Genomic DNA, 20,736 nt, shown 5'->3' on the forward strand with positions numbered 1-20,736 from the left:
CAGAGGATGGTTCGTACCGGCCGCCCCCGCGCCAAAGGCCCCTCCGCGTCAGGACTCACGACCGAGCAGGACATCCTGCACGCCGCCGGCAAGCTGTTCGGTGAGCTGGGTTACGGCGGGACCAGCACCCATGCCATCGCCCAGGCGGCCGGTATCTCGCAGGCCGCGATGTACCACTACTTCCCGGGCAAGCACACGATTCTGCTCGAACTGCTGCTGCGCACGGTGAAACCGTCCATCGAATACGCCCTTTCGCTGGCCGAACGGGACGAGCCGGCCGACGTGCGGCTGTGGGCCCTGTGCTCCTACGACGTCACGCTGCTGGCGCGCGGTGAGAACAACACCGGGGCGCTGTATCTCCTGCCGGATCTCAGCGACGAGAAGTTCGCGGCCTTCCACGCCGAGCGGGAGCGCCTTTTCGGTGTCTACCGGGAACTGGTGGACGTGGTGGCCGGCCGGGCCGGTCAGGCCGGATTGGTCTTCGGTCTGGTTGAGTCGGTGATCCTGCGCCGCCGGACCGAGCCTGGCCTGCACCCCGAGCAGGTGGCCCCGGCCGTCGCCGACGCGGTGCTCCGGGTCCTGCAGGTGGGCGAAACTCGTCTGGCTCAGGTGCGGGACGAGGCCGCGGTGCTGGAAAAGGTTGCTGATTAACACGATTGTGCGGCGCCAGGTAGCACGGGCGTAACACGGGGCGGGCTGAATCGTGCCCACTATCTGTCGGTCGACAGAAAGTTCCCGGGCCCTACTGCAGGAGCAGCCATGATCACCACCGGTGTCGCGCTGTCGGTGCTGGCCGTCCTGGTCGTCGGCATCGCCGTCGCCCGCAAGGTCGACGGCGACAGCGCCAACTACCTCGTCGCCGGACGCCAGCTCGGCGTCCCCCTGGTGGCGGTCTGCCTGGCCACCGCCGCCGTCGACAGCAACGCCACGGTCGGCAACACCGACCTCAGCGCCGCGGCCGGATTCTGGGCCGGCGCCTCCCTGGCCCTCGGCCTGGCCATCTGCCTGCTTCTGGCCGGCCTGTTCCTGGCCAAGCCGATGAACCGGATGGGCCTGTTCACCCTCGGCGACTTCTTCGCCCGCCGCTACAACCGCCGGGTCGAGATCGTCTCCTCCGTCCTGATGATCTTCGCCTTCACCATCCTGCTGGCCGGCAACCTGGTCGCGATGGGCTTTCTGATCGAGCGCTTCACCGGCCTGCCCTACGCGGCCGGCGTGGTCCTGGCCGTCTGCCTCGTCCTCGCCTACACCGTCGGCGGCGGCATGTACTCCGACGCGTACACGTCCATCATCCAGGCCGCCATTACCGGCATCGGAACCGTCTCCCTCTTCGTCTGGGTCGCCGTGCACTACGGCCTGGCCACCCCCGAGGGCATGGGTCCCTTCGACCTCGGCCAGCTGACCGACCCGGGGCAGGGCGCCGCGATCAACTGGGCCACCCTGGTCTCACTCGGCATCGGTGACCTGGTCGCGATCGACTTCATGCAGCGAATTTTCGCCGCCAAGACCCCCGAAGCCGCCCAGAAGGCCTGCTACATCGGGGCCGTGGCCACCGCGACCATCGGCGTGATGTGGTCGCTGATCGCCCTGACCTCCGTGGTCAAGCTCGGCCTGTCCGCGGAGAACGGCCCGATCATGTACCAGCTGCTCGGTGATCACGTCCCCCTGCTGCTGGCCGTCCTCGCCCTGTCCGGCATCGTCGCCGCCTCGTTCTCCACCGCCTCCGGCGCCATCCTGGCCACCTCCGCCGTGGCCGTCCGCAACATTGCCGGCGTGCGCCGCGAGGTCGCCCCCGGCCACCACGACCCGCTGCTGCGCTGGACCCGCGTCGCCATGCTGCCCATCGTGCTCGTCGGCATCCTGCTGGCCATCCGGGTCAGCCAGACCGGCATCCTGCTCACCCTCGCCTTCGACCTGATGCTCGCCTGCCTGATCGCTCCGTTCCTGCTCGGGCTGTACTGGAAGCGGGCCACCTCCACCGCTGCGCTGGCCGCCGCCGGCATCGGGCTGGTGCTGCGGATGGGCCTGCTGGCGCTGACCCCGACCCTCTACGGCGTGCCGAACGACCTGATCTACATCGAGAACGACCTGATCGGAGCCGGTTTCGACGGCTGGGCCACACTGCTCACCGCCCTCGTCAGCCTGGCCGTCTTCGTCGGCACCTCGCTCGTGACCAACCGGCACGCGCAGGAGGAGCACGACCTGCGCTCGGCAGACCGGTTCGCGGTGGCAGAGCAGGAACTCGCTGCGGCCGCGGACTGATCGGCAGCACTGTGGACGCCGGTGAGCCGACAGTCGTGGATGAAACGGGACCGGGGAGCGGGCCGGCGTTAGAACCGGCCGGCCCGCGTCCAGCCCTACTCCCGGTTGATCAGCGTGGTCAGCATGCCGACCAGGGTCTGGTGGCCAGCCTGGAACTCGGCTCGCATCTGGGAGATCTGTTCCGTGTGCGAATGGAGTATCTCCGTGTGCGACTGCAACATCGCCGTGTGCGACTGCAGAGTCGCCGACTGCTGGGATTGCCGTTCGTTCAGGCCCTGCAGCATGGCTGTGTGCGACCGGAGCATCACCTTCATGTCGGCCAGATCCCGATCTCGCGAAGCAGCCAACTCTTTCTCCCTCGTCAGCACCTCGTCCAGTACATCCACGCGCCCCTCCAGCGTAGTCACGCGAGCTTCCAAGGTCAGTGCCAAGACGTCCACCCGTTCGTCTGAATCCTGCCGCTCGGTCGGAAGGCGTGTGACGGTAGTTGCCCTCTTGCACACCTCCGGGCCAGTCGCGCCCTTGCGATCCTGCCCATCAGCATTATGCCTTCCAGATTGGGAAAATCCCAAATGCCACCGCAGGGCCTCCACGCGACGTTCGCCTGTCCCGACCTGGACCTTGCGGCAAAAGGCCAGGTGTCGTTACATCGACTATGTCCCGAAGTCAGGCCCTCTGCGGCGAACCCCTCATCTGAGCCGTCATGCATCCGCGGGAGGGCATCGAGTTCGACTGGCTGATGGTCGACAGCCAGGACCAGGTGGCCATGCTGAGCACCGCCGGCTACGGCCCGGTGCCGCGCTGGCTTGGGCCGTACGAAGACACCATGGACGACGCGATGGACCAGGTGATCGCGTTGGCCGAGACGGGCGAGGCGCTCGGGAACGCCGAGCGGGTCTCGGGCGGTGACTACTCGGACTGGCTGGCGCTGAGCCGACGCGGTCTGTTCACCTACGACTGGACGCACCGATACGAACGCCTCACCATCCCCTCAACGCCGATCCTGGTCAGCGCCCTCCCGCCGATATCACGACGAATGGCCGAGCTGACCCGGATCGCGGGCACCTTTCAAGACCTGCCCTACTTGAGCGAATCCACGTTCTGCAGGGCCTCCGGCCGGGCCGACAGCATCTGAGTGACCACCAGCGCAGCCACGGTCTCGGCGGCCAGCAGCCCGATCAGGACCAGCAACTGCACCCGCCCGGCCTCGACCGGGCTGGCCCCGCCCAACAGCAGACCGACGAACGCCCCGGGCAGGGTGACCAGCCCGACGTTGCGGGTCTGGTCCAGAGCAGGAACCACGGCTCGGCCGGCGGCGGTGTGGGCGAGGGTGGCCAGGGCCTGGCGGTAGGTGGCACCCAGGGCCAGCCAGCCCTCGACCTCGGCCCAGTGGCTGCGGGTGTCATCGCGAAAGCGTTGCCCGGCCAGCGTGGTCGCGGTCATGGAACCGCCGACGAGCTGGGCGACGAAGGGGACGAGGGTGGCGGCCTCGAAAGGCAGGGCCCGGCAGGCGAAGATGATGATCGCCGTGACGGTGGTTCCCGCGAGGATGGCGCTGGCTGCCGCGGGCAGAGCGATTGTGCCGTTGGCGATGCGCCGGGCCGAGGTCCAGCTGGCGACGGAGACCATCAGGAGCAGGTACAGCGGGGCCAGCGCCGGGGTTCGAATCACCACGGCGATCACTGCGCCGACGGCGACCAACTGCACCAAGGCCCGAAGCGTGGCGGTGACAACGGCTTTGAGCTGCCCGGCGTTCATCCAGGTTCCCAGCCCAGCGGCGACGGCGACCAAGAGGGCGAGGGCCGCGGCCAGAGCGAGCACGTCAGCGAGATCCATCGGTGATCACCCCTTTCGCCAGGTGAGGATCCAGAGCAGGTATAGCCCACCCAGAGCTGCGGTCACCAGGCCGACCGGGATCTGGAACGGGCTGAGGGCACGAGCGGCGAGCGGGTCCCCGGCGCCGAGCAGGAGCGCGCCCATAGCCATAGAGGGCAGCAGGGAGATGCCGGGGGAACGGGAGACCTTGCGGGCCAGTTGGGGCGCGGCCATGGCCAGGAAGCCGATCGGGCCGGAGGTGGCCACGGCGGCTGCGGCCAGCGCCACACCCGCGCACAGCAACCAGACCCTCGTCTTCCCGACCTCGACCCCCAGAGCGTGCGCCGAATCGTCCCCCATTTCCAGCACTCGCATTGGCCCGGACATTGTCAACGTGAGGGGTACCAGCACGGCCAGCAGCACGGCCAAGGGGATCACGTGGGGCCAGGAGATGATGTTGAGGCTGCCGAACTGCCAGGCCTTGGCGGTTTCGGCGTCGTCCAGGGTGGCCCGGGTGATCAGGTAGTCGTTGACCGAGGCGAGCATGGCGCCGACCGCGATACCGGTGAGAATCAGCCGCTCGGAGACTTTTCCGCCGCCGGAGCTGAGCAGGTACACGAACAGCGCGGTGGCGAATCCGCCGGCGATGGTGCCGACCGCGATCGAGGCCACCGAGGAGGCACCGACCAGGAGAATGACGATCAGGCCGCCGCTGGCCGATCCGGTGGCGAAGCCGACCACGTCCGGGCTGCCCAGGGGGTTTCGGCTGATGCTCTGGAAGATGGCTCCGGACAGGCCCAGGGCAGCGCCCACCAGCAGGTCGGCGACGGCGCGGGGCAGGCGCTGGCGCAGGACGATGAACTGGTCCATGTCGCTGCCGCCGCCCAGAAACGTTGCTACGAGATCATTTCCGGTGATCTCGTACGCGCCGGTGGCCACGGTGAGCATGAGCACGAAAAGGGCCAGAACCACCAACGTAAGGACGATGGTGGCTGAGCGGCGGTGAACGCGGACGGTCGTGTTGCGGGGAAGGCTGATGACGCGAAAACCCGGCACGGTGTTCATCGCGCGCTCCTGACCTGGGTCAGCACCAGCCGCAGCAGGACGGGTGCGCCGATGAACGCGGTGACGATCCCGGCCTCGATCTCGCCGGGGCGGGCGATCACCCGGCCGATGATGTCGGCCGCGAGAACCAGGGCCGGGCCGATGATCAGCGCAAGCGCGAGAATGCTGCGCTGGTCGGGGCCCGCGATCAGGCGAGCCACATGGGGGACGACCAGACCGACGAACGCTATCGGCCCGGCGGCCGCGGTGGCCGCCCCGCACAGCAGAGTGAGTACGGCGAAGCAGAGCACCCGGATCAGCGCCACGCGCACCCCGAGTGAGGAGGCCACGTCGTCACCCAAAGCCAGCGCGTTCAGGGAGGAACCGAGCAGTCCGGCAACGAGCAGACCGGCGGCGGCGAACGGCAGGAAGGCCATCAGGATCGACTCGTCGCGGTTGGCCAGCGAGCCGACCACCCAGAACCGGTAGGAGTCGAAGGCGTCCTGGTCGAACATGGTGATGATGCCGGTGCACGCACCCAGGCAGGCCGAGAGCGCGACTCCGGCCAGCAGCAGCCGGGTTTGGGCGTTGCCGGCGCTGTCCAGGGATCGTGCGGCGCGCTGGTTGACGGCCCACACCAGGGTCGAGGCCAGGGCGGCGCCGGCGCAGGCGAACCAGACGTAGCCGGTGAAGCTGGTGATGCCCAGTCCGGCGATGGCCACGACCACGGCGAAGGCGGCCCCGGCGTTCACCCCGAGGATGCCGGGCTCGGCCAGTGGGTTGCGGGTGAGGGCCTGCATCACCGCGCCGGCTATCCCGAGGGCGGCGCCGACGGTGAGGGCCAGGAGGGTGCGGGGCATCCGCAGTTCCCAGATGATGATCGACTCGGTGCTGCGATCGCGGTGCCAGATGCCCTGCCAGACATCGGACATCGGGATCGGGCGCGAGCCGATGGCGACGCTGGTCATCACCAGCAGCACGATCAGGCCCAGCCCGAGCAGCCCGGTCAGCGGGGTGAGCGCACGTCTCACCGGTGGGGCCTGCGGGGGAGAGGTAGTTAGATTCCCGTACGATCTTGTCCTCGGCACTTAGGTAAGCCTAGGCTAACGGCCGTGAAGAACCGAACTCCCGTCCGGCCGTTCCTGGCCGTGAGCTGCGTCATCTCCGCCGTGCTGGTGCTCGGCGCCTGTGGTGGCGGATCCACCGAGCCGGAATCCGCCGGCCCGAGCACGACCAATGTCTCGGGTGAGTACGTCACCCCGCGCACGATGCCCGAAGGCAAGGGCAGCACTGAGGACGACGGCGTGTTCCCGCGCACCGTCGTGCATTTCCAGGGTGAGACCAAGCTGGACGCCGAGCCCGAGCGCGTGGTGGTGATCTCCACCGGCCAGGCCGACGCGCTGCTCACCCTCGGCGTGGTCCCGGTCGGCTCGACCTCCGGCGAAGGCGCCGAGATGATCCCCCAGTACCTGAAGGACGCCTTCCCCGAGGACGCTCAGGCGCTGGACGATGTGACGTCGGTGGGCGACCGTTTCGCGCCCGACCTGGAGTCGGTTGCCAACCTTGACCCCGACCTGATCCTGATGAACACCGCCGGTAAGGATGCCGGCCAGATGTACGCGAGCCTGAACGCGATCGCCCCCACCGTGGCGACTCAGGGCACCGGGCTGTACTGGAAGCAGGACCTGCTCCTGCTGGCCGACTCCCTGGGCCAGCGCCAGAGCGCCGAAAGCTGGCTGGACGAGTACCAGACCGAGGCGGCGACGTTCGGCGAGAGCCTTAGCGAGCCGGGCAACGTCTCGTTCCTGCGCCTGAACTCCGACCGCACCCGGGTCTTCGGCGTGGCCTCGTTCAGCGGCTCGGTGGCCGAGGACATCGGCCTGGCCCGGCCCGAGAGCCAGACCTTCACCGACGAGACCTCGCTGGACATCAGCTCCGAGCAGCTCGACCTGGCCGACGGCGACCACCTGTTCTACGGCGTGCAGGGTGGCGACGACAGCCAGCTGACCGGCCTTCCACTGTGGGACTCGCTGGCCGCGGTGCAGGCCGACACCGCCGTCTCCGTGGACGACGACACGTTCTACCTGAACACCGGCCCGACCGCGGCCCGCGGCATCCTCTCCACGTTGCAGGAAACGCTCGGCTCTTGAGCACCTCAGAAACGGCACCGAGGCTGGTGGTGCAAGCCGCCAGCCTCGGCTATGCCGACCGGACCATCTGTCACGACCTGGACGTCAGCATCCCGGACGCGGCGATCACGGTGATCGTCGGCCCGAACGCCTGCGGCAAATCGACGCTGCTGCGGGCCCTCTCGCGCCTGCTGAAACCGACGTCGGGCCAGATCCTGCTCGACGGGAAGCCGCTCGCCTCCTACGGCGCCAAGGAACTGGCCCGGCAGGTGGGCCTGCTGCCGCAGACCTCGATCGCCCCGGACGGCATCACGGTGGCGGACCTGGTCTCCCGCGGCCGATTCCCGCACCAGAGCCTGCTGCACCAATGGTCCGCGCAGGACGACGAGGCCGTGCGCTCCGCAATGGAACGTACAGACGTCTCCCATTTGGCAGTACGCGCTGTCGATGAGCTCTCCGGCGGGCAGCGGCAGCGGGTCTGGGTAGCGATGGCCCTGGCCCAGCAGACCCCGATCCTGCTGCTCGACGAGCCCACGACGTTCCTTGACATTGCTCATCAGGTCGAGGTTCTCGAGCTGTGCCAGGACCTGAACCGGTCCGAGGGCAAGACCGTCGTGGCGGTGCTGCACGACCTGAACCAGGCCTGCCGCTACGCCGACCACCTGATCGCGATGAAGGACGGCGCGATCGTCGCCCAGGGCCGGCCGGGCGAGGTGATCACGGCCGGGGTGGTCGAGGCCGTCTTCGGGCTGAAGTGCCTGATCATCGACGACCCGGTGACCGGTACCCCGCTGGTGGTACCGCTGGCCGGGGGCCGGTGAATGGTTCAGTACCCTGAACCGGTGCGGTCCGACGAAGTCACGCAGCCCGGCGACGAACGTCTCAGCGAGGCCGTGGTGGCGGTGGCCGTGCTCAGCCGCAGCCTGGAACGCGCCCTTTCCGACCTGACCCTGCCGCAGTTCCGGATCCTCGCGCTGATCGAGAGCGAACCGCAGCGCGCGGCCCGGCTGGCCGACCGCTCCGAGGTCACCAAAGCCTCGCTGACCAGCATCGTCCTGGTACTCGAACGCCGCGCCCTGATCCGCCGCGAGAACGTGCCCGGAGACAAACGCGGGGTGCTGTTCAGCCTGACCGAGAAAGGCCAGAAGGTACTGCGCGAGTCCCGACAGGTGCTCAACGAACGCCTGCTGGCCTTCCTGTCCCGCTTCGAGCCGGCCGAGCAGGAGAGCGTACTCGAAGGACTGCAGCTGATCGCCGCCTCGACCGGCAAGGGCTTCTCGGCCCAGGCCACCCACGCGGCCATGCGGGATCAGTCCCAAGCCCAAGAACGCGGAGAATGACCCAGGCTATTGCGGTCGGCCAGATCAGCGATCAAGCTCGTCAGCTTCCCCTGCCCCGCAGTTCCGCATACCTCGCATATGCGACAGGATGCGAGCGTGCCCATGATCAACGTGTTGCGCTGCACGGAAGACGTCACGAAGCTCCTGGAGGAGATGAACGGCCGTGAGAACGAGGGGCATCGGCGGATCAACGTCCTGGCCCGGTTCGATCTGGCCAAGCCCTGGAGCCTCGGCTTCTTCCACGACGGCCGCGACTTCATGGCGGTGGCCGCGGTACGGGCTCGCAATCGTTCCGGGGCCCTGGACGTGGCCATCGAGGTCACTCATGTCTACCTGCTGCAGAACCGGATGCCCATCGGCGAGGGCTGGATTCCGCTGCAGACGCTCCTGAAACGAGATGGTGCCTCAGGGAGCGTGGACGAGACCAAAGCCCGTCAGGTCATCCCGAACATCCGTCGCCTGGGCACGTCCTACGACAGTGCCGCGCTCGACATTCTCCTGGCCTGGATCGACTCTCGGGAGCTGGACGGCAGTAAAGGCAGTCAACTGGCGATCGAGCAGGACAGTCTGCTGCTGTTGCTCCGCAACGCCCACCTGGACCACGAGGCGTTCGCGTCATGGGGCAGCGTTCCTTCCGAGTACGAGGGCTTCCTGTCGGGGTTCCGGCGCAAGGACATCGTCGTGCGGCCCCGGGGAAAGAACACCGCCGATGCCGAGGAAACCGATCCTCTCGAACCGATCCACGACCCCCAGTCCCCGTTCCCCCGGGACGTCGGCCAGACGGTGCTGGAGGACCATCTCATCGATGCGGACATCCGCACCCTGGCCCATTGGTTCGAGGAAAAGTCCACCGGTGGCGGCCATACCGAGTGGCGGACGTTCAGAAACCGCACCGGCTCGCAGGTCATGCATGTGATGAGCAGCAACCGGACCCGCGTCGAGGAACGCATGGGCGTCGACCTGGTCTACTGGAATCAGACCGAACGCTCCTACGTGCTGATCCAGTACAAGAAGATGACGTACGACGACGGCCCGAACCAGGAGTGGTTCTACCGACCGGACCGGCACCTCCACGCCGAGCTGAGCAAGATGGCAGAGGCGGAGCCGATGTCGAGCCCGGACGGACCCGACAGCTTCCGGCTTTCGGTCTCGCCTTCCTACGTCAAACTCTGCGAGCAAAGCGTCTTTACCGCAGGGGAGAGCCAGTGGGTCGAAGGAATGTACCTGCCAGCGGCCCAGATGCGCGATCTGGTGGGCCCGGACGGCCCGAAAGGTCCGCACGGCGGTAGCCGACTCACCTACTCCAACGTCGGCCGTTACCTCAACAACAGCCTCTTCTTCGACCTTCTGACCTACGGCCATATCGGCAGCGGCGAGCAGGCCGGTGTCCGCATCGCCGAGCTGCTGGTCAACGCGCAGGAGAACCAGACCTCCGTGATGGTCGGCGTGCATCGCCCGGCTGCGCGCCGAAAGCGTCGGTGATCTCGCGACCCGCTGGCGAATATTTGCATCTCGTTATATAACGAAGATGTGAATACCTTCGGGGCGCTCGCCGACCCCGCCCGGCGGCGGATCGTCGAGGTGCTGGGTTCGGGCGAGCGGGCCGCCGGAGACCTGAACGAGGTTGCCGCGGCTGAGTTCGGACTGAGTCAACCCGCCACGTCGCGGCATCTACGCATCCTTCGGGAGGCGGGACTGGTGCGCTCGCGCGCGGAGGGGGCCCGACGTCTCTATGCCCTTGAACCCCACGCCCTACGCGAGATGGACGAGTGGCTGGGCCAGTTCAGATCTTTGTGGGCAGGGGCGTTGTCCGCCCTGGAGACCGAGGTCGCCCGTGGTCGCAGACAAGCCCGTGGTCGCAGACAAGGGGAGCAAACGTGAACATTGCCGAGCAGATCAATGCCGTCGCCCGTCGGATCACATCCAGCGGTGGGCACTACACCCTTGTCCTGGAACAGGCATACGACACGCCGCCGGACGATCTGTGGAACGCCTGCACCGACCCCGAACGTCTGCCCCGCTGGTTCGAGCCGATCACTGGTGACCTGCGCGAAGGCGGGCGCTACAAGCTGGAGAGCAGCGGCACCGAAGGCACGGTGGAACGCTGCCGGCCGCCCTCCCAGCTGGACATCACCTGGGAGTACGAAGGGGACGTCAGCTGGGTGCGCGTCCGGATCGCTGCGGTCGGCGAAGGCTCCCGGCTCACGCTCGAGCACAGCGCGCCGGAAGACGAGTACTGGCGCACCTACGGTCCTTGCTCCGGCGGTTTCGGCTGGGACGAGAGCTTCCTGGCCCTGCGGCTGCTGCTCGAGGGGGACGAACGGGCGGCTCCCGAGGCGCTCCAGAAGATGCTCGCCACACCAGAGGGTTCATCATTTATGGACGCGTCACTCGCCTCCTGGAGTTCGGCTTACGTCGAGTGGGGAGCCGGGGTGGAAGAAGCCCGGGAAGCCGCGCGGCGGGCAGGGGATTTCTACCGGAATCTGATGGATCAGGCTTGAACGCCGGGCCAGATGTGGCGGCTCCGACACTCACGCAGAGCTTTCGCCCGCCGATGGGGATGACTGACCTGCAGTAACCATTCCTCGGGAAGGTACCTCTCCGTTGACCTCGCACCTGCCCCGGATCGTTCTGAGCGATGCGGTGTTCGAGGCCCGTCACCGGGTGATCCGGACGGCCGTCTGGGCCACCCTGGTCCTCGTCGCCGTGGTCTGGATGTTCAACCGCGACAGCTCGGGCTCGATGGACGGCATGGGCGACATGGGCGGGATGGCCGGGATGGACCACTCCGCGGCCTCCGGTCACCACCTGATGCTGCCGGTGATGATCGTCCTGGCCATCGTCTGCGTTCTGGCCGGTGGATGGGTCAAGAGCCGGTCCGTGCGCTCGTCCGTCACCGTATCGGCGCTGATGCTCGGAGCCATCGCCCTGGTCCACGCCGGAGGCGGGCTGACCGACCTGCACTTCGGCTTCTTCGTGCTGCTGGCGCTCGCCGGCCTGTACCAGGACCTGATCGCCCTGGGGGTGGCCACGGTGATCGTGGCCCTGCACCACCTGGTGATCGGGCTGATCGCACCCGAGGAAGTGTTCTCCGACCCGCGGGCCCAGGCGAACCCGGTGCCGTGGGCACTGATGCACGCGGCCTTCGTGATCGCACTGGTCGCGGTGCAGCTGATCACCTGGCGTTTCGCGCGCGTCGCCCAGGACGAGGCGACCAGCAAGGTGATGGCTGCTCAGGAACGCGCCGGCCGCGAGCTCGGGCAGGCTGCGGACGAGGCGGCCCGCCTGGAGCACGAGCAGCAGGACCAGCTGGCGGCTCAGCTGGCCGAGCGTGAGCAGATCGCCGCCCGGCTGGACCAGGTGCTGGAGCGCACGGCCAGTACCGGCCGCCGGATCGGCGAGGAGACCTCGACGACCATGGACCAGATCGGCCGGGCGCTGCAGGAGATCACCCATGCCGTGTCCTCGGCCTCGGGCGACGTGAACCTGGCGGTCTCCGGCTCGGCCGACGCCCGCAAGGTGATCGGTGAGCTGGAGCGGGCGATCGGTGAGATCGCCGAGGTGGCCTCCCTGATCAACTCGGTGGCTGAGCAGACCAACCTGCTGGCCCTGAACGCGACCATCGAGGCGGCCCGCGCGGGCGAGGCGGGGCGCGGCTTCAGCGTGGTGGCCGAGGAGGTCAAGACGCTGGCGGGGGAGACCGCGGCCGCGACCGCCCGGATCGAAGCCACGGTGGCGCAGGTGCAGTCCGGAGCCCGGGCCGCGGCGCAGGCGGTCGGCGGGATCGGCGAGACGCTGCAACGCCTGTCGGACGGTCAGGAGCAGGTGCGTGACGTGGTGCAGGAGCAGGCCCAGGCCGTGATCACGGCCGAGGCCTCGCTCACCGCCGCGGCCGCCGAGGTCGCTGCGGCCGGGAGCAGCCTGCGGCGCTGAGCAGTCGCGTTCGTCTGAAGTTCGGCTCCTCTCAACTCGTTCCGGACCACCACGTTCAGCGGCACCTTCGCATCATGAGGCCATGAACCCGTGGCAGTTCGTCGTCGCGCACCGCCGGCACGCCGGCAACGCGCTGCTCGTGCTGACCATCCCGGCGATGATCTACCTGGTCGTGCGCACCATCTCGCAGATGGGCGCGGGCTGGAGCGAGGCCGGGCACACCCTGCTGAGCGTCGAGATGCTCTGGATCCCGGCGCTGACCTTCTTCTGGTGGGCCGGGCACTGCGCCCGGGCCGGCCAGGTCACCGCCTGCCTGCCCGGCCTGAGCCTGGGCAAGGCGCTGAGCCTGTGCTTCGCCGGCAGCGCGGTGGCCAACAGCCTGCCGCTGGGCGGGGCCCTGAGCTTCGGGGTCAGCGCCGCCATGATCAAGTCCTGGGGCTTCAGCGCCCGCGCGATGACCAGCTACTTCACCCTCAACCAGATCTACACCGTGCTGCTGCGGGTGCTGTTCGGCGCGATCTCGCTGACCTGGTTCATGGCCTACGGCCCAGGCGCGCAGATCGGCTCCACCCCGGTCTGGGCCAGCGCGGCCACCGGCGGGCTCCTGGTCCTGGTCTGCCTGGTGCTGGCCCGGGGCCAGGTCACCGCCTGGGCCGGGCGCCGGGTCGGGGCACTTCTGAACGCGCTGCGCGAGGACATGGGCGTGGCGCTGCGCCGATCCTGGGTGCAGCTGGTGCTGAGCGGCCTGTGCTACATGCTCCTGCTCGGCATCCTGCTGCACCTGTGCCTGCTCGGCCTCGGCGTGCACCAGTCGTTCCTGCTGATCCTGGCCGTGGTCGGAATCGAGCGAATGGTCACCACCGTGCCCCTGACACCGGGCGGGGCAGGTGCAGCCGAGCTGACCATCTTCACCTGTCTTACTGCGGCCGGCGTCGAACCGGCCAAGGCCCTGGCCGGCGCCCTGCTCTACCGCTTCTTCACGTTCCTGCTGGAGATCCCGGTCGGGGCCGCGGTGATCGTGGGCTGGCGGGTGCGCCACCACCTCACCGCTCGCCCGGCCACCGCCTGAGCCCTTTCAGTCGTGCTCGACCCACGTGGTCTCGAAAGCTTCGGCAGGCATCCCCGGGGTGAGAACGACGTGCCCGGTGTACGCCTGGTCCACCAGCCAGAGCTCCCCGTCACCCTGCTTGGGGAACGAGTTCACCGCCCAGATCGCGAACTCCACGGCCTGCTCCCAGTTGCCGTCGGTGGACAGCATTCGCTCGTTCTGGAAATGGAAGATCTGGAAGAAGTACTCATCTGGCCGGTCGACCTGGATGTTCGCGTCGACCGGGTCATCGTCGCTCACCGATCCGGCCAGCCGGGCGTGCGGTTCCCAGTAGGGCATGGCCGCGAGGAACTGCTCTCGGGTGATGTGGAAGTCGCTCGGTTCCGGTGCGACGACGATGAGCCGTTCGGGCATCTCAGTCCTTTCAGGGTTCCACGTGACGAACGTCAAGATCGACATCAGGACCGAGAATTTGTCGGGCGCGTCGACCCAGAAAGTCTGCGGCCGCGGCCGTGCTGGCAATGATGCGCAACCGGCCGATGGGATTCTCGGGATCCATCACCACGTTGCGGTAGCGCACCATCTCGGAACTCGGCGGCCAGCGCGCACGGCGACTCGGCCTGCCCGAGTTCCCGCATGATCTTCTCGAGCGCCTCGCCTGCCGAGGACAGCGCACCGCCCACCCCGTCCCAGCCGTGCTGAACGCAGGTCTCGACCTCCTCGAGGGCGTACTGAGCTGCCTCATCAGCTCGCGTGACCAACTCGTCGATCCGCACCTCCAATCCCTTGACCCTGGTACTGAGCTCCTTGGCCTTCGACATTTCGCCCTCGTGTCTGCCCCCGGGCCAGACCCGTCCGCGGGCACATCAAAACGGACGACTGGCCGAGAGTGGAAGCAGGCAGCGTGGTGAGGGCAGCGCGAGTGCCTCAAGGGATTGCGAGACCGCGAAATACGTTCAACGAAAACATCATCCGCCCCAGAGAGCACAGGCCGGCAACCTGGTCCAGGATCTGAATCTGTACCGCCGCGCCAGATGATTCAGAAAGCCAATGAGAGACGCGGTGGTCGCCGACCGTACCAACGGTGACCACCACGTCCAGACGGGCTTTGACAAACCTAGGCGTCGTAGCTTAGGCGGGCCTGCTCCACGTCGGGCAGATGCGCGGTGCCCCAGTGCGCCAGCTGCGCGAACAGCGGGGCGAGACTGCTTCCCAGCTCGGTGATCTGGTACTCGACCCGCGGCGGGATCTCCCGGTGGTAGGTCCGCGAGACCAGACCGTCGCGTTCCAGTTGGCGCAGGCGCTCGGTGAGGACCTTCGGCGTGATCGTCTCGATGCGCCGTTCCAGTTCGCTGAACCGCTGGCGGCCGTCGAAGTTCAGCGTCCACAGGATCGGGGTGGTCCACCGGCTGAAGACCAGATCCACGACCGGAGCGACCGGGCAGGACATCTCCGGGGCTTGCTGATTCTGCACGTGATCTCCTTGGCCGCAGTCACTTTCCTCTAGGTAAGCACTGTAAGTGGGTGGATAGGTTCGGATCGTCGCACCAGCCGGAGCGGCAGACGATCCCGCACCTGAAGGAGCTACCGATGATGATCGTGACGGGCGCCACCGGAAACGTCGGCCGCGTGCTGGTCGAGCTCCTGCACGAAGCCGGGCACGAAGTGACAGCCGTATCGCGCGGGCAGATGCCCGTCCGACTGCCCGACGGAGTTCGGCATCACCGAGCCGACCTGGCCCAGCCGGAAACGCTGCCCTGGACCGGCGCGAGCACCCTGTTCCTGCTGGTCGCCGGAGCCGGAGCGCACCTCGATCCGCCCCGCCTCCTGAAGACTGCCGCCCAAGCCGGGGTAGAGCGGGTCGTTCTGCTCTCCTCCCAGGCTGCCGGCACGCGTCCCCAATCGCTCTCGCACGAGCCACTACGCAAACTTGAAGACGCGGTGCGCACCTCGGTGCCCACGTGGACGATTCTGCGGCCGGGTGGGTTCGCCTCCAACACCTTCGCGTGGGCCGAGTCTGTGCGCCGGAACCACGAGGTGAGCGCCCCCTTCGCCGACGTAGGACTCCCGCTGATCGATCCGCACGACATCGCCGCCGTCGCAGCGGCCGCCCTGACCGACGACAAGCACACCGGGCAGACCTACGAACTCACCGGCCCGGCCCTGAGCACACCCCGCGAACGGGCTGCTGCACTAGGCCGAGCGCTCGGCGAGAACCTCCGCTTCGTCGAGCAGACCCCCGAACAGGCCCGGGCCCAGATGCTCCAGTTCATGCCCGAGCCGGTCATAGACGGCACCCTGGACATCCTCGGCCGACCTACCCCGGCCGAGCAGCAGATCAGCCCGGACGTCGAGCGGGTCCTGGGGCGCCCACCTCACGTTTTCGACTACTGGGCACGGCGCAACATCGCGGCGTTCAGGCCTTGAACACGCGGGCCTCAGCTGTTCGCTTCAACCGGTGAGGGAACTGGCCGAGCGGGCGGTGAGGGCCAGACCGACGATCAGGACGAGGGATGCTGTTGCCCACGGGACCCAGCGAGCCCAGCGGCTGGCCAGGTTTCGCAGGAAGCGGTAGCGGGGGAGGGCGTCGTCACGCAGGCGGTCGGTGAAGCGGACCAGGAGGAGACCGACCGCGGTGAGCAGGCCGGCCATTCCTACGCCGTAGCCGATGACCAGCAGGATCCCGAACCAGGTCCGGCCGAGGCCGATTGCGCCGAGCAGGACCACCAGCGCCGAAGGACTGGGGACCAGGCCGCCGGCCACGCCCATCCCGATCAGGGTCATCCGGTGCAAGGGGGTGCGGGAGGCGGCGTGGTCGGCTGAGCCGCCCAGGCCAGGGTGCCCATGGCCGTGCCCGTGCCCGTGCCCGTGCCCGTGCCCGTGCCCGTGCCCGTGACCATGGCCGTGTCCGTGGCCGTGTGCCGGTGGAGCAACCGGTTCGGCGACGATCGAGGCGGTGCTGTTGGTGTTCCCGGGGGCTCGCAGGACCTGATGGACGGGCACCGCAGCATCGGTCGTGAGGTCGATGACTTGCCCACCAGGGTCGCCGGGCCGGTGGTGTCGCACGGCTGAACTCAGGAGCCAGCCGCCGATCACCGCGATCATCAGGCCGCTGGCCACTCCGAGACAGGCCAGCACGGTCTCTCCGGCCACGGCGGCCGCAGCGCTGAGGAGGAGGCCGAGGAGGATCACGCCGGTGGTGTGGGTGGCCGTGACAGCCAGGCCGACGGTGATCGCGTCTCGCCGGGTTCCGCTGCGACCGGCGAGATAGGCGGCGATAACGGTCTTTCCGTGCCCGGGCAGGGCCGCGTGCGAAGCCCCGAGAATCATCGCCAGCAGCACGGCGAGCACGCCCACCGCCGGGGTCAGGTCACGGGTGGCGGCCAACTCGTCGAACCGGTCGGAAAGAGCACCGGTCCAGCGCCCCAGAATTCCGGCGGTCGGTAGATCAACGGCAGAGGACGCGGAAACGCCAGTTCCCGGGGCCAGGGTCAGGGACGCTTCGGTGAGGTCGAGGGGTGAGCTGAGCAGGTCGTCGGGGTAGGAGCGCAGTTCCTGGCTGATGGTGCCGGCCGGTACCGACGAGGCACTCAGTCGCACTCCCGGGCTGGAGGTGGCGGTGATCTCGCGCCAGCCGATCCGCTCGCTGTGGTAGGAGTTGCGGAACTCGGCCGGAGCGGATTCGCCGATATCCGGAACCTGAGCGGTCAGAGCGCATTCCAGGCGGCTGGTCTGCAGCCCGGCGGTCCCGGGGAGGTACTCGAACGAGCTGCGGTTCACGGTGAACGGCACGACGTTCCCGTTTATCGTGAGGGAGATCGCCTGCACCAGTTCAGCGCACGATCCAGTGGCGTGAGCAGAGCGCTCGGCGACGGAGACAGATCCGTCTCCGTCCGCGTCCACCATTGCTCGCTCTTGGATCGTGGGAATCTCGGCGCTGTCGACGACCGCCAGATCCTCGACCTGACCGGGGGAGAACCGCAGCCCGTCGTAGTGATTGACGCTGAAGTTGCCCAAAGGATGTGCCGCCAGGGCCTGCGCGGCGCCGGCCTGGGCCACCAGTGCGCCAGAAAGCATGGCCAGGATCAGGAGAACGCGCCTCATCACAAACCTTTCAGGGAATTCAGCGCGGATTTCGCCTTGGGCGCCTGGACCAGCGAGAAGTGCGGGTTGATCTCCAGGGCCCGGGCCAGATGCCGGCGCGCGTCGGAGCGGTTTCCGAGGGCCAGCTCGATCATGCCCCGGTGATAGCTGAAGGTCGCGTTGCGCCAGCCAAGTTTTCCGGCCGTGATCGCGTACTGCCGTGCCTCGTCGTTCTTACCGGCCCGGTGCAGGGCCCAGGCCAGGGCGTCTGCCACCAGAACACTCTTGCGGAGCGACCATTCGGCCCGAGCGTGGCGGACGGCGTTTTCGGGTTTACCGTGGTCGGCCGCCACCTGGGAGGCCATCAGGTCGTCCCGTGCGCCGTTGGCCGCCATCAGCTGGTCCTGCGCGCTGATCAGGTCGAGTTGCTGGCGGTACTCGTCCTCGCGGCCCATGGTCTGCAGTAGTTCGGCGTACTCCAGCAGGTACTGGGTCAGCGGCAGACGGGCGACCACGGCGGCGTAGTCGGCCCGGGCACCGTCGAGGTCACCGGTGGCGGCGCGTGCCTTGGCCAGACCGGCCAGCAGTTGGGCGTTCTCCGGATCCACCTTCAGCCCGGCCTGGTACTCAGGCTGGGCCTGAGCCGGGTCTCCTTCGTTGAAGGCCAGTTCGCCGAGATAGTAGCGGCAGTAGGCAATGTCGGAGGGTTGTGTGGCCTCGGCCAGGGCGCGTTCCAGGGCCTTCCGGGCGGATGCGGGGTTCCCGTCCATCTCGAAGTGGTAAGAGGCCCGGGTGAAGGAGGGGACGCCGGGCTCCAGGTCGAGCATCTTCTGTGCGGCGAGCCGGGCCCCGGCATAGTTGCCGAGCTGGGTCAGCGCGTCGTCCTCCACGGCCCGGGCGGTGGCGTCGAACGGGTCGGCGGCCTGAGCCTGGCGGGCCCAGTCCCGGGCCTGCGTGAAGTCGTGTCGGGCGTTGGCCAGGGCCCCGAGACCGCTCAGCGCGGTGGCGTTCTTCTTCGGTTGCAGGGCCAGCGACTTCTTCAGAGCGCCCTCGGCCTTCGGGTAATAGGTGGGGTCGCCGCTGATCCGGGCCTGCTGTAGGTAGGCATGACCGAGCGTGGCCCAGCCGGTGGCATCGTCCGGGTACTCCTTGAGATGCCCCTGCACAGAAGTGATCGGATCGGCCGGAGGAGCCGAAGCCGCAAGTTCCGAACGCGGCTGCTCGGGTGGACTCTGGAACGCCGTCACCCCCGCGGCCGCCAGGAGAAGAATCCCAGCGGCCACGGCGGCGATCGGCGCGAGCGAAGGTCTCGTCACCGATGTGATGGATCAGGCCGGCTGAACTGCGGGCTGCAGGCGGATCCGGCGACCCCGGACCAGGGTGCAGGTGCCGGCCCCGGCCAGGAGCAGCCCGAGCCCGCCGGCGAGCGCCGGAGCGTTACCGCCGGGGGACGGCGGTGACGAGCTGGACGGCCCGGAAGGGATTTCCGCGACCGCCTGCGCCGAGGTGGGCTGCATGTCGATGGACTTGGCCTTGTAGCTGACCGGCATCGAGGTGTTCGGCGGCCTCAGGTAGGGGAAGATCGACCCGAACCGGCGCTCGTTGGCGTTGACCTTGTCGCCGGCCTTCAGCGCCGGGACGATCTTGCCGGTCTGGGCCGCTCCCTCGACCGCCTGGAGCGCGATGTCCAGCACGTCGTCGCCCAGCCGGCGCCCGTTCGGGAAGCCCTGGAAGTCACCGCCGATGACGCCGAGCCGGTTCGGCTTCTTGGTCGGCGCCACGGCCATGTTCAGTCGCAGCATCTCGGAGGGCACGAAACGGGTGGCGTCGGCGTCCTGGTTGAGGATCTGCGAGTTCAGGTCGGCCTGGATCGGCGCGGTGGAGTTGTCCAGCGTCGGGGCCTTCTTGGCGATGCCGGTCAGGAAGATCTCGACCAGGTCGTTGCGCGGCGTGGCCGGGGCCTTGACCTTGTAGATCGACTCGATCAGCTGCGGCAGCTCGGGCTCGAGCACCTTGTTCACCACCTCGGTCACCGTGTGGTCGGTGGCCGGATCGATGGAGTTGAAGGCGTCCTTCAGCCCGGTCGGCACGACCACCTCATTGACCAGAGGGTTGCCCAGGCGGGAGACCTGCACGTGCTCGCCGGTCGGCTCGGCCTTGCCCGGGCTCAGGGTCAGGGTCTGCTTGGAGGTGGTGCTCCAGATCCCGATCACGGGGTTCTTGGTGGCGTCCCCGGCGATCGCCAGTTCCGACTTGGGCACCTGCAGGGCGATCGAGTTGACGTTGTACCCGGAGAGCGTGTCGGTGCCGACCTTCTTCAGGTTGCCGCCGTAGAGCAGGTCGAACACCCGCAGGTCGAGGAAGAACGGGTCGTCGGCCTGCCCGGCGAAGGTCCTGCCGCCGCCGGTCACGTCTTCGAACGAGGAGTCGCGCAGCTTGCGGTAGTTCGGCATCGTGGCATCGCCGATGTCCGAGGGGGCGGCCTGGCCGCTGGCCACGGTGGTGGCGTTCTCGACGTCCCCGTCCACGATCTTCTGCAGCGTGAAGGTCTGCTTGAACAGCAGGTTCTCGTCCTGCAAAGAGGTGACCGGACCGTTCGCGTACAGGAAGGTGTTGGTTCCCCGATCGTCCTGGGTGGTGAAGATCCAGCGGTAGATCAGGTCGGCGACCGCGTCGCCGTCGTTGTCGATGTTGATGTCGTAGTGCGCGCCGTCCTGGAACGGGAAGAAGTTCGGCCCGCCGTTCGGCTCCTGGAACGGCAGCCAGTTCGAGATGAGGGTGACGGTGTCTTTCTTGTCCGGGCTGACGAACGCGTACAGGTCGGTGTTGTCGATCTTCGGGTCGCCCGCGGTGAGCGGTGCCTCCCGGTGGCTGGAGGCCGAGGCCGGCCCGACTCCGGCGGCCAGGGCCGTTCCGGTGGTCAGGCCGACCACGACCAGGCCACCGACTCTTCGCCGAACTGTCTTGACCGTAGATCTTTCTCGCTGCTTCCCCACGCTTGCTCCCCCGTTGAGGGCCTGGTTCCGAACCCGGCCCGTGAAAACCTCTCCAGAGAAATGATCACATTGAGTGCTCTGGCATC

22 protein-coding genes are annotated in these 20,736 nt (G+C 68.0%); 12 read left to right on the forward strand and 10 right to left on the reverse strand.

Annotation, left to right across the window (positions count from 1 at the left end):
• The first annotated feature begins 6 nt into the window (after positions 1-6).
• Positions 7-651 (forward strand): TetR/AcrR family transcriptional regulator, encoded by a 645-nt coding sequence (locus LR394_RS29280; RefSeq protein WP_231447810.1) that lies wholly within the window; start codon positions 7-9, stop codon positions 649-651.
• A gap of 108 nt (positions 652-759) precedes the next feature.
• Entirely contained in the window at positions 760-2,262 is a 1,503-nt protein-coding gene (locus tag LR394_RS29285) for a sodium:solute symporter family protein (protein WP_231447811.1), read from the forward strand.
• 95 nt (positions 2,263-2,357) lie between these two features.
• Here the strand turns inward: LR394_RS29285 and LR394_RS29290 are convergent, their stop codons facing one another.
• Positions 2,358-2,669, reverse strand: a complete 312-nt coding sequence (locus tag LR394_RS29290) for a hypothetical protein (RefSeq protein ID WP_231447812.1) — start codon at positions 2,667-2,669, stop codon at positions 2,358-2,360.
• 296 nt (positions 2,670-2,965) lie between these two features.
• Between LR394_RS29290 and LR394_RS29295 the strand changes: the two genes are divergently transcribed.
• The gene (locus tag LR394_RS29295; RefSeq protein WP_231447813.1) at positions 2,966-3,397 is read left to right on the forward strand and encodes a hypothetical protein; all 432 of its coding nucleotides are present in this window, start codon (positions 2,966-2,968) and stop codon (positions 3,395-3,397) included.
• Here LR394_RS29295 and LR394_RS29300 read toward each other — a convergent pair.
• From LR394_RS29300 to LR394_RS29310, 3 genes are read right to left on the reverse strand one after another with little or no spacing between them, the layout of a single operon-like run.
• Positions 3,343-4,098, reverse strand: coding sequence for an ABC transporter permease (locus LR394_RS29300; protein WP_231447814.1), 756 nt, complete (start codon positions 4,096-4,098; stop codon positions 3,343-3,345). The genes LR394_RS29295 and LR394_RS29300 overlap by 55 nt on opposite strands.
• Before the next feature lie 6 nt (positions 4,099-4,104).
• Entirely contained in the window at positions 4,105-5,142 is a 1,038-nt protein-coding gene (locus tag LR394_RS29305) for a FecCD family ABC transporter permease (RefSeq protein ID WP_231447815.1), read from the reverse strand.
• Positions 5,139-6,152 (reverse strand): FecCD family ABC transporter permease, encoded by a 1,014-nt coding sequence (locus tag LR394_RS29310; RefSeq protein ID WP_231447816.1) that lies wholly within the window; start codon positions 6,150-6,152, stop codon positions 5,139-5,141. Before LR394_RS29310 ends, LR394_RS29305 begins: the two co-directional genes overlap by 4 nt.
• A gap of 81 nt (positions 6,153-6,233) precedes the next feature.
• Here LR394_RS29310 and LR394_RS29315 point away from each other — a divergent pair, with 81 nt between their 5' ends.
• The 8 genes from LR394_RS29315 (at position 6,234) to LR394_RS29350 (ending at position 13,592) form a co-directional block, all read left to right on the forward strand.
• The gene (locus LR394_RS29315; RefSeq protein ID WP_231447817.1) at positions 6,234-7,271 is read left to right on the forward strand and encodes an ABC transporter substrate-binding protein; all 1,038 of its coding nucleotides are present in this window, start codon (positions 6,234-6,236) and stop codon (positions 7,269-7,271) included.
• Positions 7,268-8,071 carry an ABC transporter ATP-binding protein gene (locus LR394_RS29320; protein ID WP_231447818.1) on the forward strand — a complete coding sequence of 268 codons (804 nt, stop codon included), beginning with the start codon at positions 7,268-7,270 and terminating at the stop codon, positions 8,069-8,071. Before LR394_RS29315 ends, LR394_RS29320 begins: the two co-directional genes overlap by 4 nt.
• A 21-nt stretch (positions 8,072-8,092) precedes the next feature.
• The gene (locus LR394_RS29325; RefSeq protein WP_231447819.1) at positions 8,093-8,590 is read left to right on the forward strand and encodes a MarR family winged helix-turn-helix transcriptional regulator; all 498 of its coding nucleotides are present in this window, start codon (positions 8,093-8,095) and stop codon (positions 8,588-8,590) included.
• A 96-nt stretch (positions 8,591-8,686) separates the two neighbouring features.
• The gene (locus LR394_RS29330; RefSeq protein WP_231447820.1) at positions 8,687-10,072 is read left to right on the forward strand and encodes a hypothetical protein; all 1,386 of its coding nucleotides are present in this window, start codon (positions 8,687-8,689) and stop codon (positions 10,070-10,072) included.
• A 48-nt stretch (positions 10,073-10,120) separates the two neighbouring features.
• Positions 10,121-10,471 carry an ArsR/SmtB family transcription factor gene (locus LR394_RS29335; protein ID WP_231447821.1) on the forward strand — a complete coding sequence of 117 codons (351 nt, stop codon included), beginning with the start codon at positions 10,121-10,123 and terminating at the stop codon, positions 10,469-10,471.
• The gene (locus LR394_RS29340) at positions 10,468-11,091 is read left to right on the forward strand and encodes an SRPBCC family protein (protein ID WP_231447822.1); all 624 of its coding nucleotides are present in this window, start codon (positions 10,468-10,470) and stop codon (positions 11,089-11,091) included. The genes LR394_RS29335 and LR394_RS29340 overlap by 4 nt, the downstream gene beginning before the upstream one ends.
• 103 nt (positions 11,092-11,194) lie before the next feature.
• A complete protein-coding gene (locus tag LR394_RS29345) occupies positions 11,195-12,523 on the forward strand; it encodes a methyl-accepting chemotaxis protein (RefSeq protein WP_231447823.1) in 1,329 nt (442 codons plus the stop codon).
• Positions 12,524-12,605: 82 nt separating this feature from the next.
• A complete protein-coding gene (locus LR394_RS29350; RefSeq protein WP_231447824.1) occupies positions 12,606-13,592 on the forward strand; it encodes a flippase-like domain-containing protein in 987 nt (328 codons plus the stop codon).
• Between the two features lie 6 nt (positions 13,593-13,598).
• On the opposite strand, the gene LR394_RS29355 is transcribed toward LR394_RS29350, so the two are convergent.
• From LR394_RS29355 to LR394_RS29365, 3 genes are all read right to left on the reverse strand, one after another.
• On the reverse strand, positions 13,599-13,985 hold the full coding sequence (locus LR394_RS29355) for a hypothetical protein (protein WP_231447825.1): 387 nt from the start codon (positions 13,983-13,985) through the stop codon (positions 13,599-13,601).
• A 10-nt stretch (positions 13,986-13,995) separates the two neighbouring features.
• Complete coding sequence (locus LR394_RS29360) at positions 13,996-14,154, reverse strand: hypothetical protein (RefSeq protein WP_231447826.1); 159 nt, start codon at positions 14,152-14,154, stop codon at positions 13,996-13,998.
• Positions 14,155-14,688: 534 nt separating this feature from the next.
• On the reverse strand, positions 14,689-15,021 hold the full coding sequence (locus tag LR394_RS29365) for a winged helix-turn-helix transcriptional regulator (protein WP_269329980.1): 333 nt from the start codon (positions 15,019-15,021) through the stop codon (positions 14,689-14,691).
• 140 nt (positions 15,022-15,161) lie between these two features.
• Here LR394_RS29365 and LR394_RS29370 point away from each other — a divergent pair, with 140 nt between their 5' ends.
• Positions 15,162-15,998: an NAD(P)H-binding protein gene (locus LR394_RS29370; protein ID WP_231447828.1), complete on the forward strand. Its 837-nt coding sequence runs from the start codon at positions 15,162-15,164 to the stop codon at positions 15,996-15,998.
• 24 nt (positions 15,999-16,022) lie between these two features.
• Here LR394_RS29370 and LR394_RS29375 read toward each other — a convergent pair whose 3' ends face one another.
• From LR394_RS29375 to LR394_RS29385, 3 genes are read right to left on the reverse strand one after another with little or no spacing between them, the layout of a single operon-like run.
• The gene (locus tag LR394_RS29375; protein WP_231447829.1) at positions 16,023-17,675 is read right to left on the reverse strand and encodes a nickel/cobalt transporter; all 1,653 of its coding nucleotides are present in this window, start codon (positions 17,673-17,675) and stop codon (positions 16,023-16,025) included.
• Positions 17,675-18,970, reverse strand: a complete 1,296-nt coding sequence (locus LR394_RS43295; protein ID WP_231447830.1) for a tetratricopeptide repeat protein — start codon at positions 18,968-18,970, stop codon at positions 17,675-17,677. The genes LR394_RS29375 and LR394_RS43295 overlap by 1 nt, the downstream gene beginning before the upstream one ends.
• Before the next feature lie 12 nt (positions 18,971-18,982).
• Positions 18,983-20,650 (reverse strand): DUF4331 domain-containing protein, encoded by a 1,668-nt coding sequence (locus LR394_RS29385; protein ID WP_231447831.1) that lies wholly within the window; start codon positions 20,648-20,650, stop codon positions 18,983-18,985.
• Between the last annotated feature and the right edge of the window lie 86 nt (positions 20,651-20,736).

The sequence above is a fragment of the Kineosporia babensis genome, assembly GCF_021129305.1.
Taxonomy (GTDB): domain Bacteria; phylum Actinomycetota; class Actinomycetes; order Actinomycetales; family Kineosporiaceae; genus Kineosporia; species Kineosporia babensis.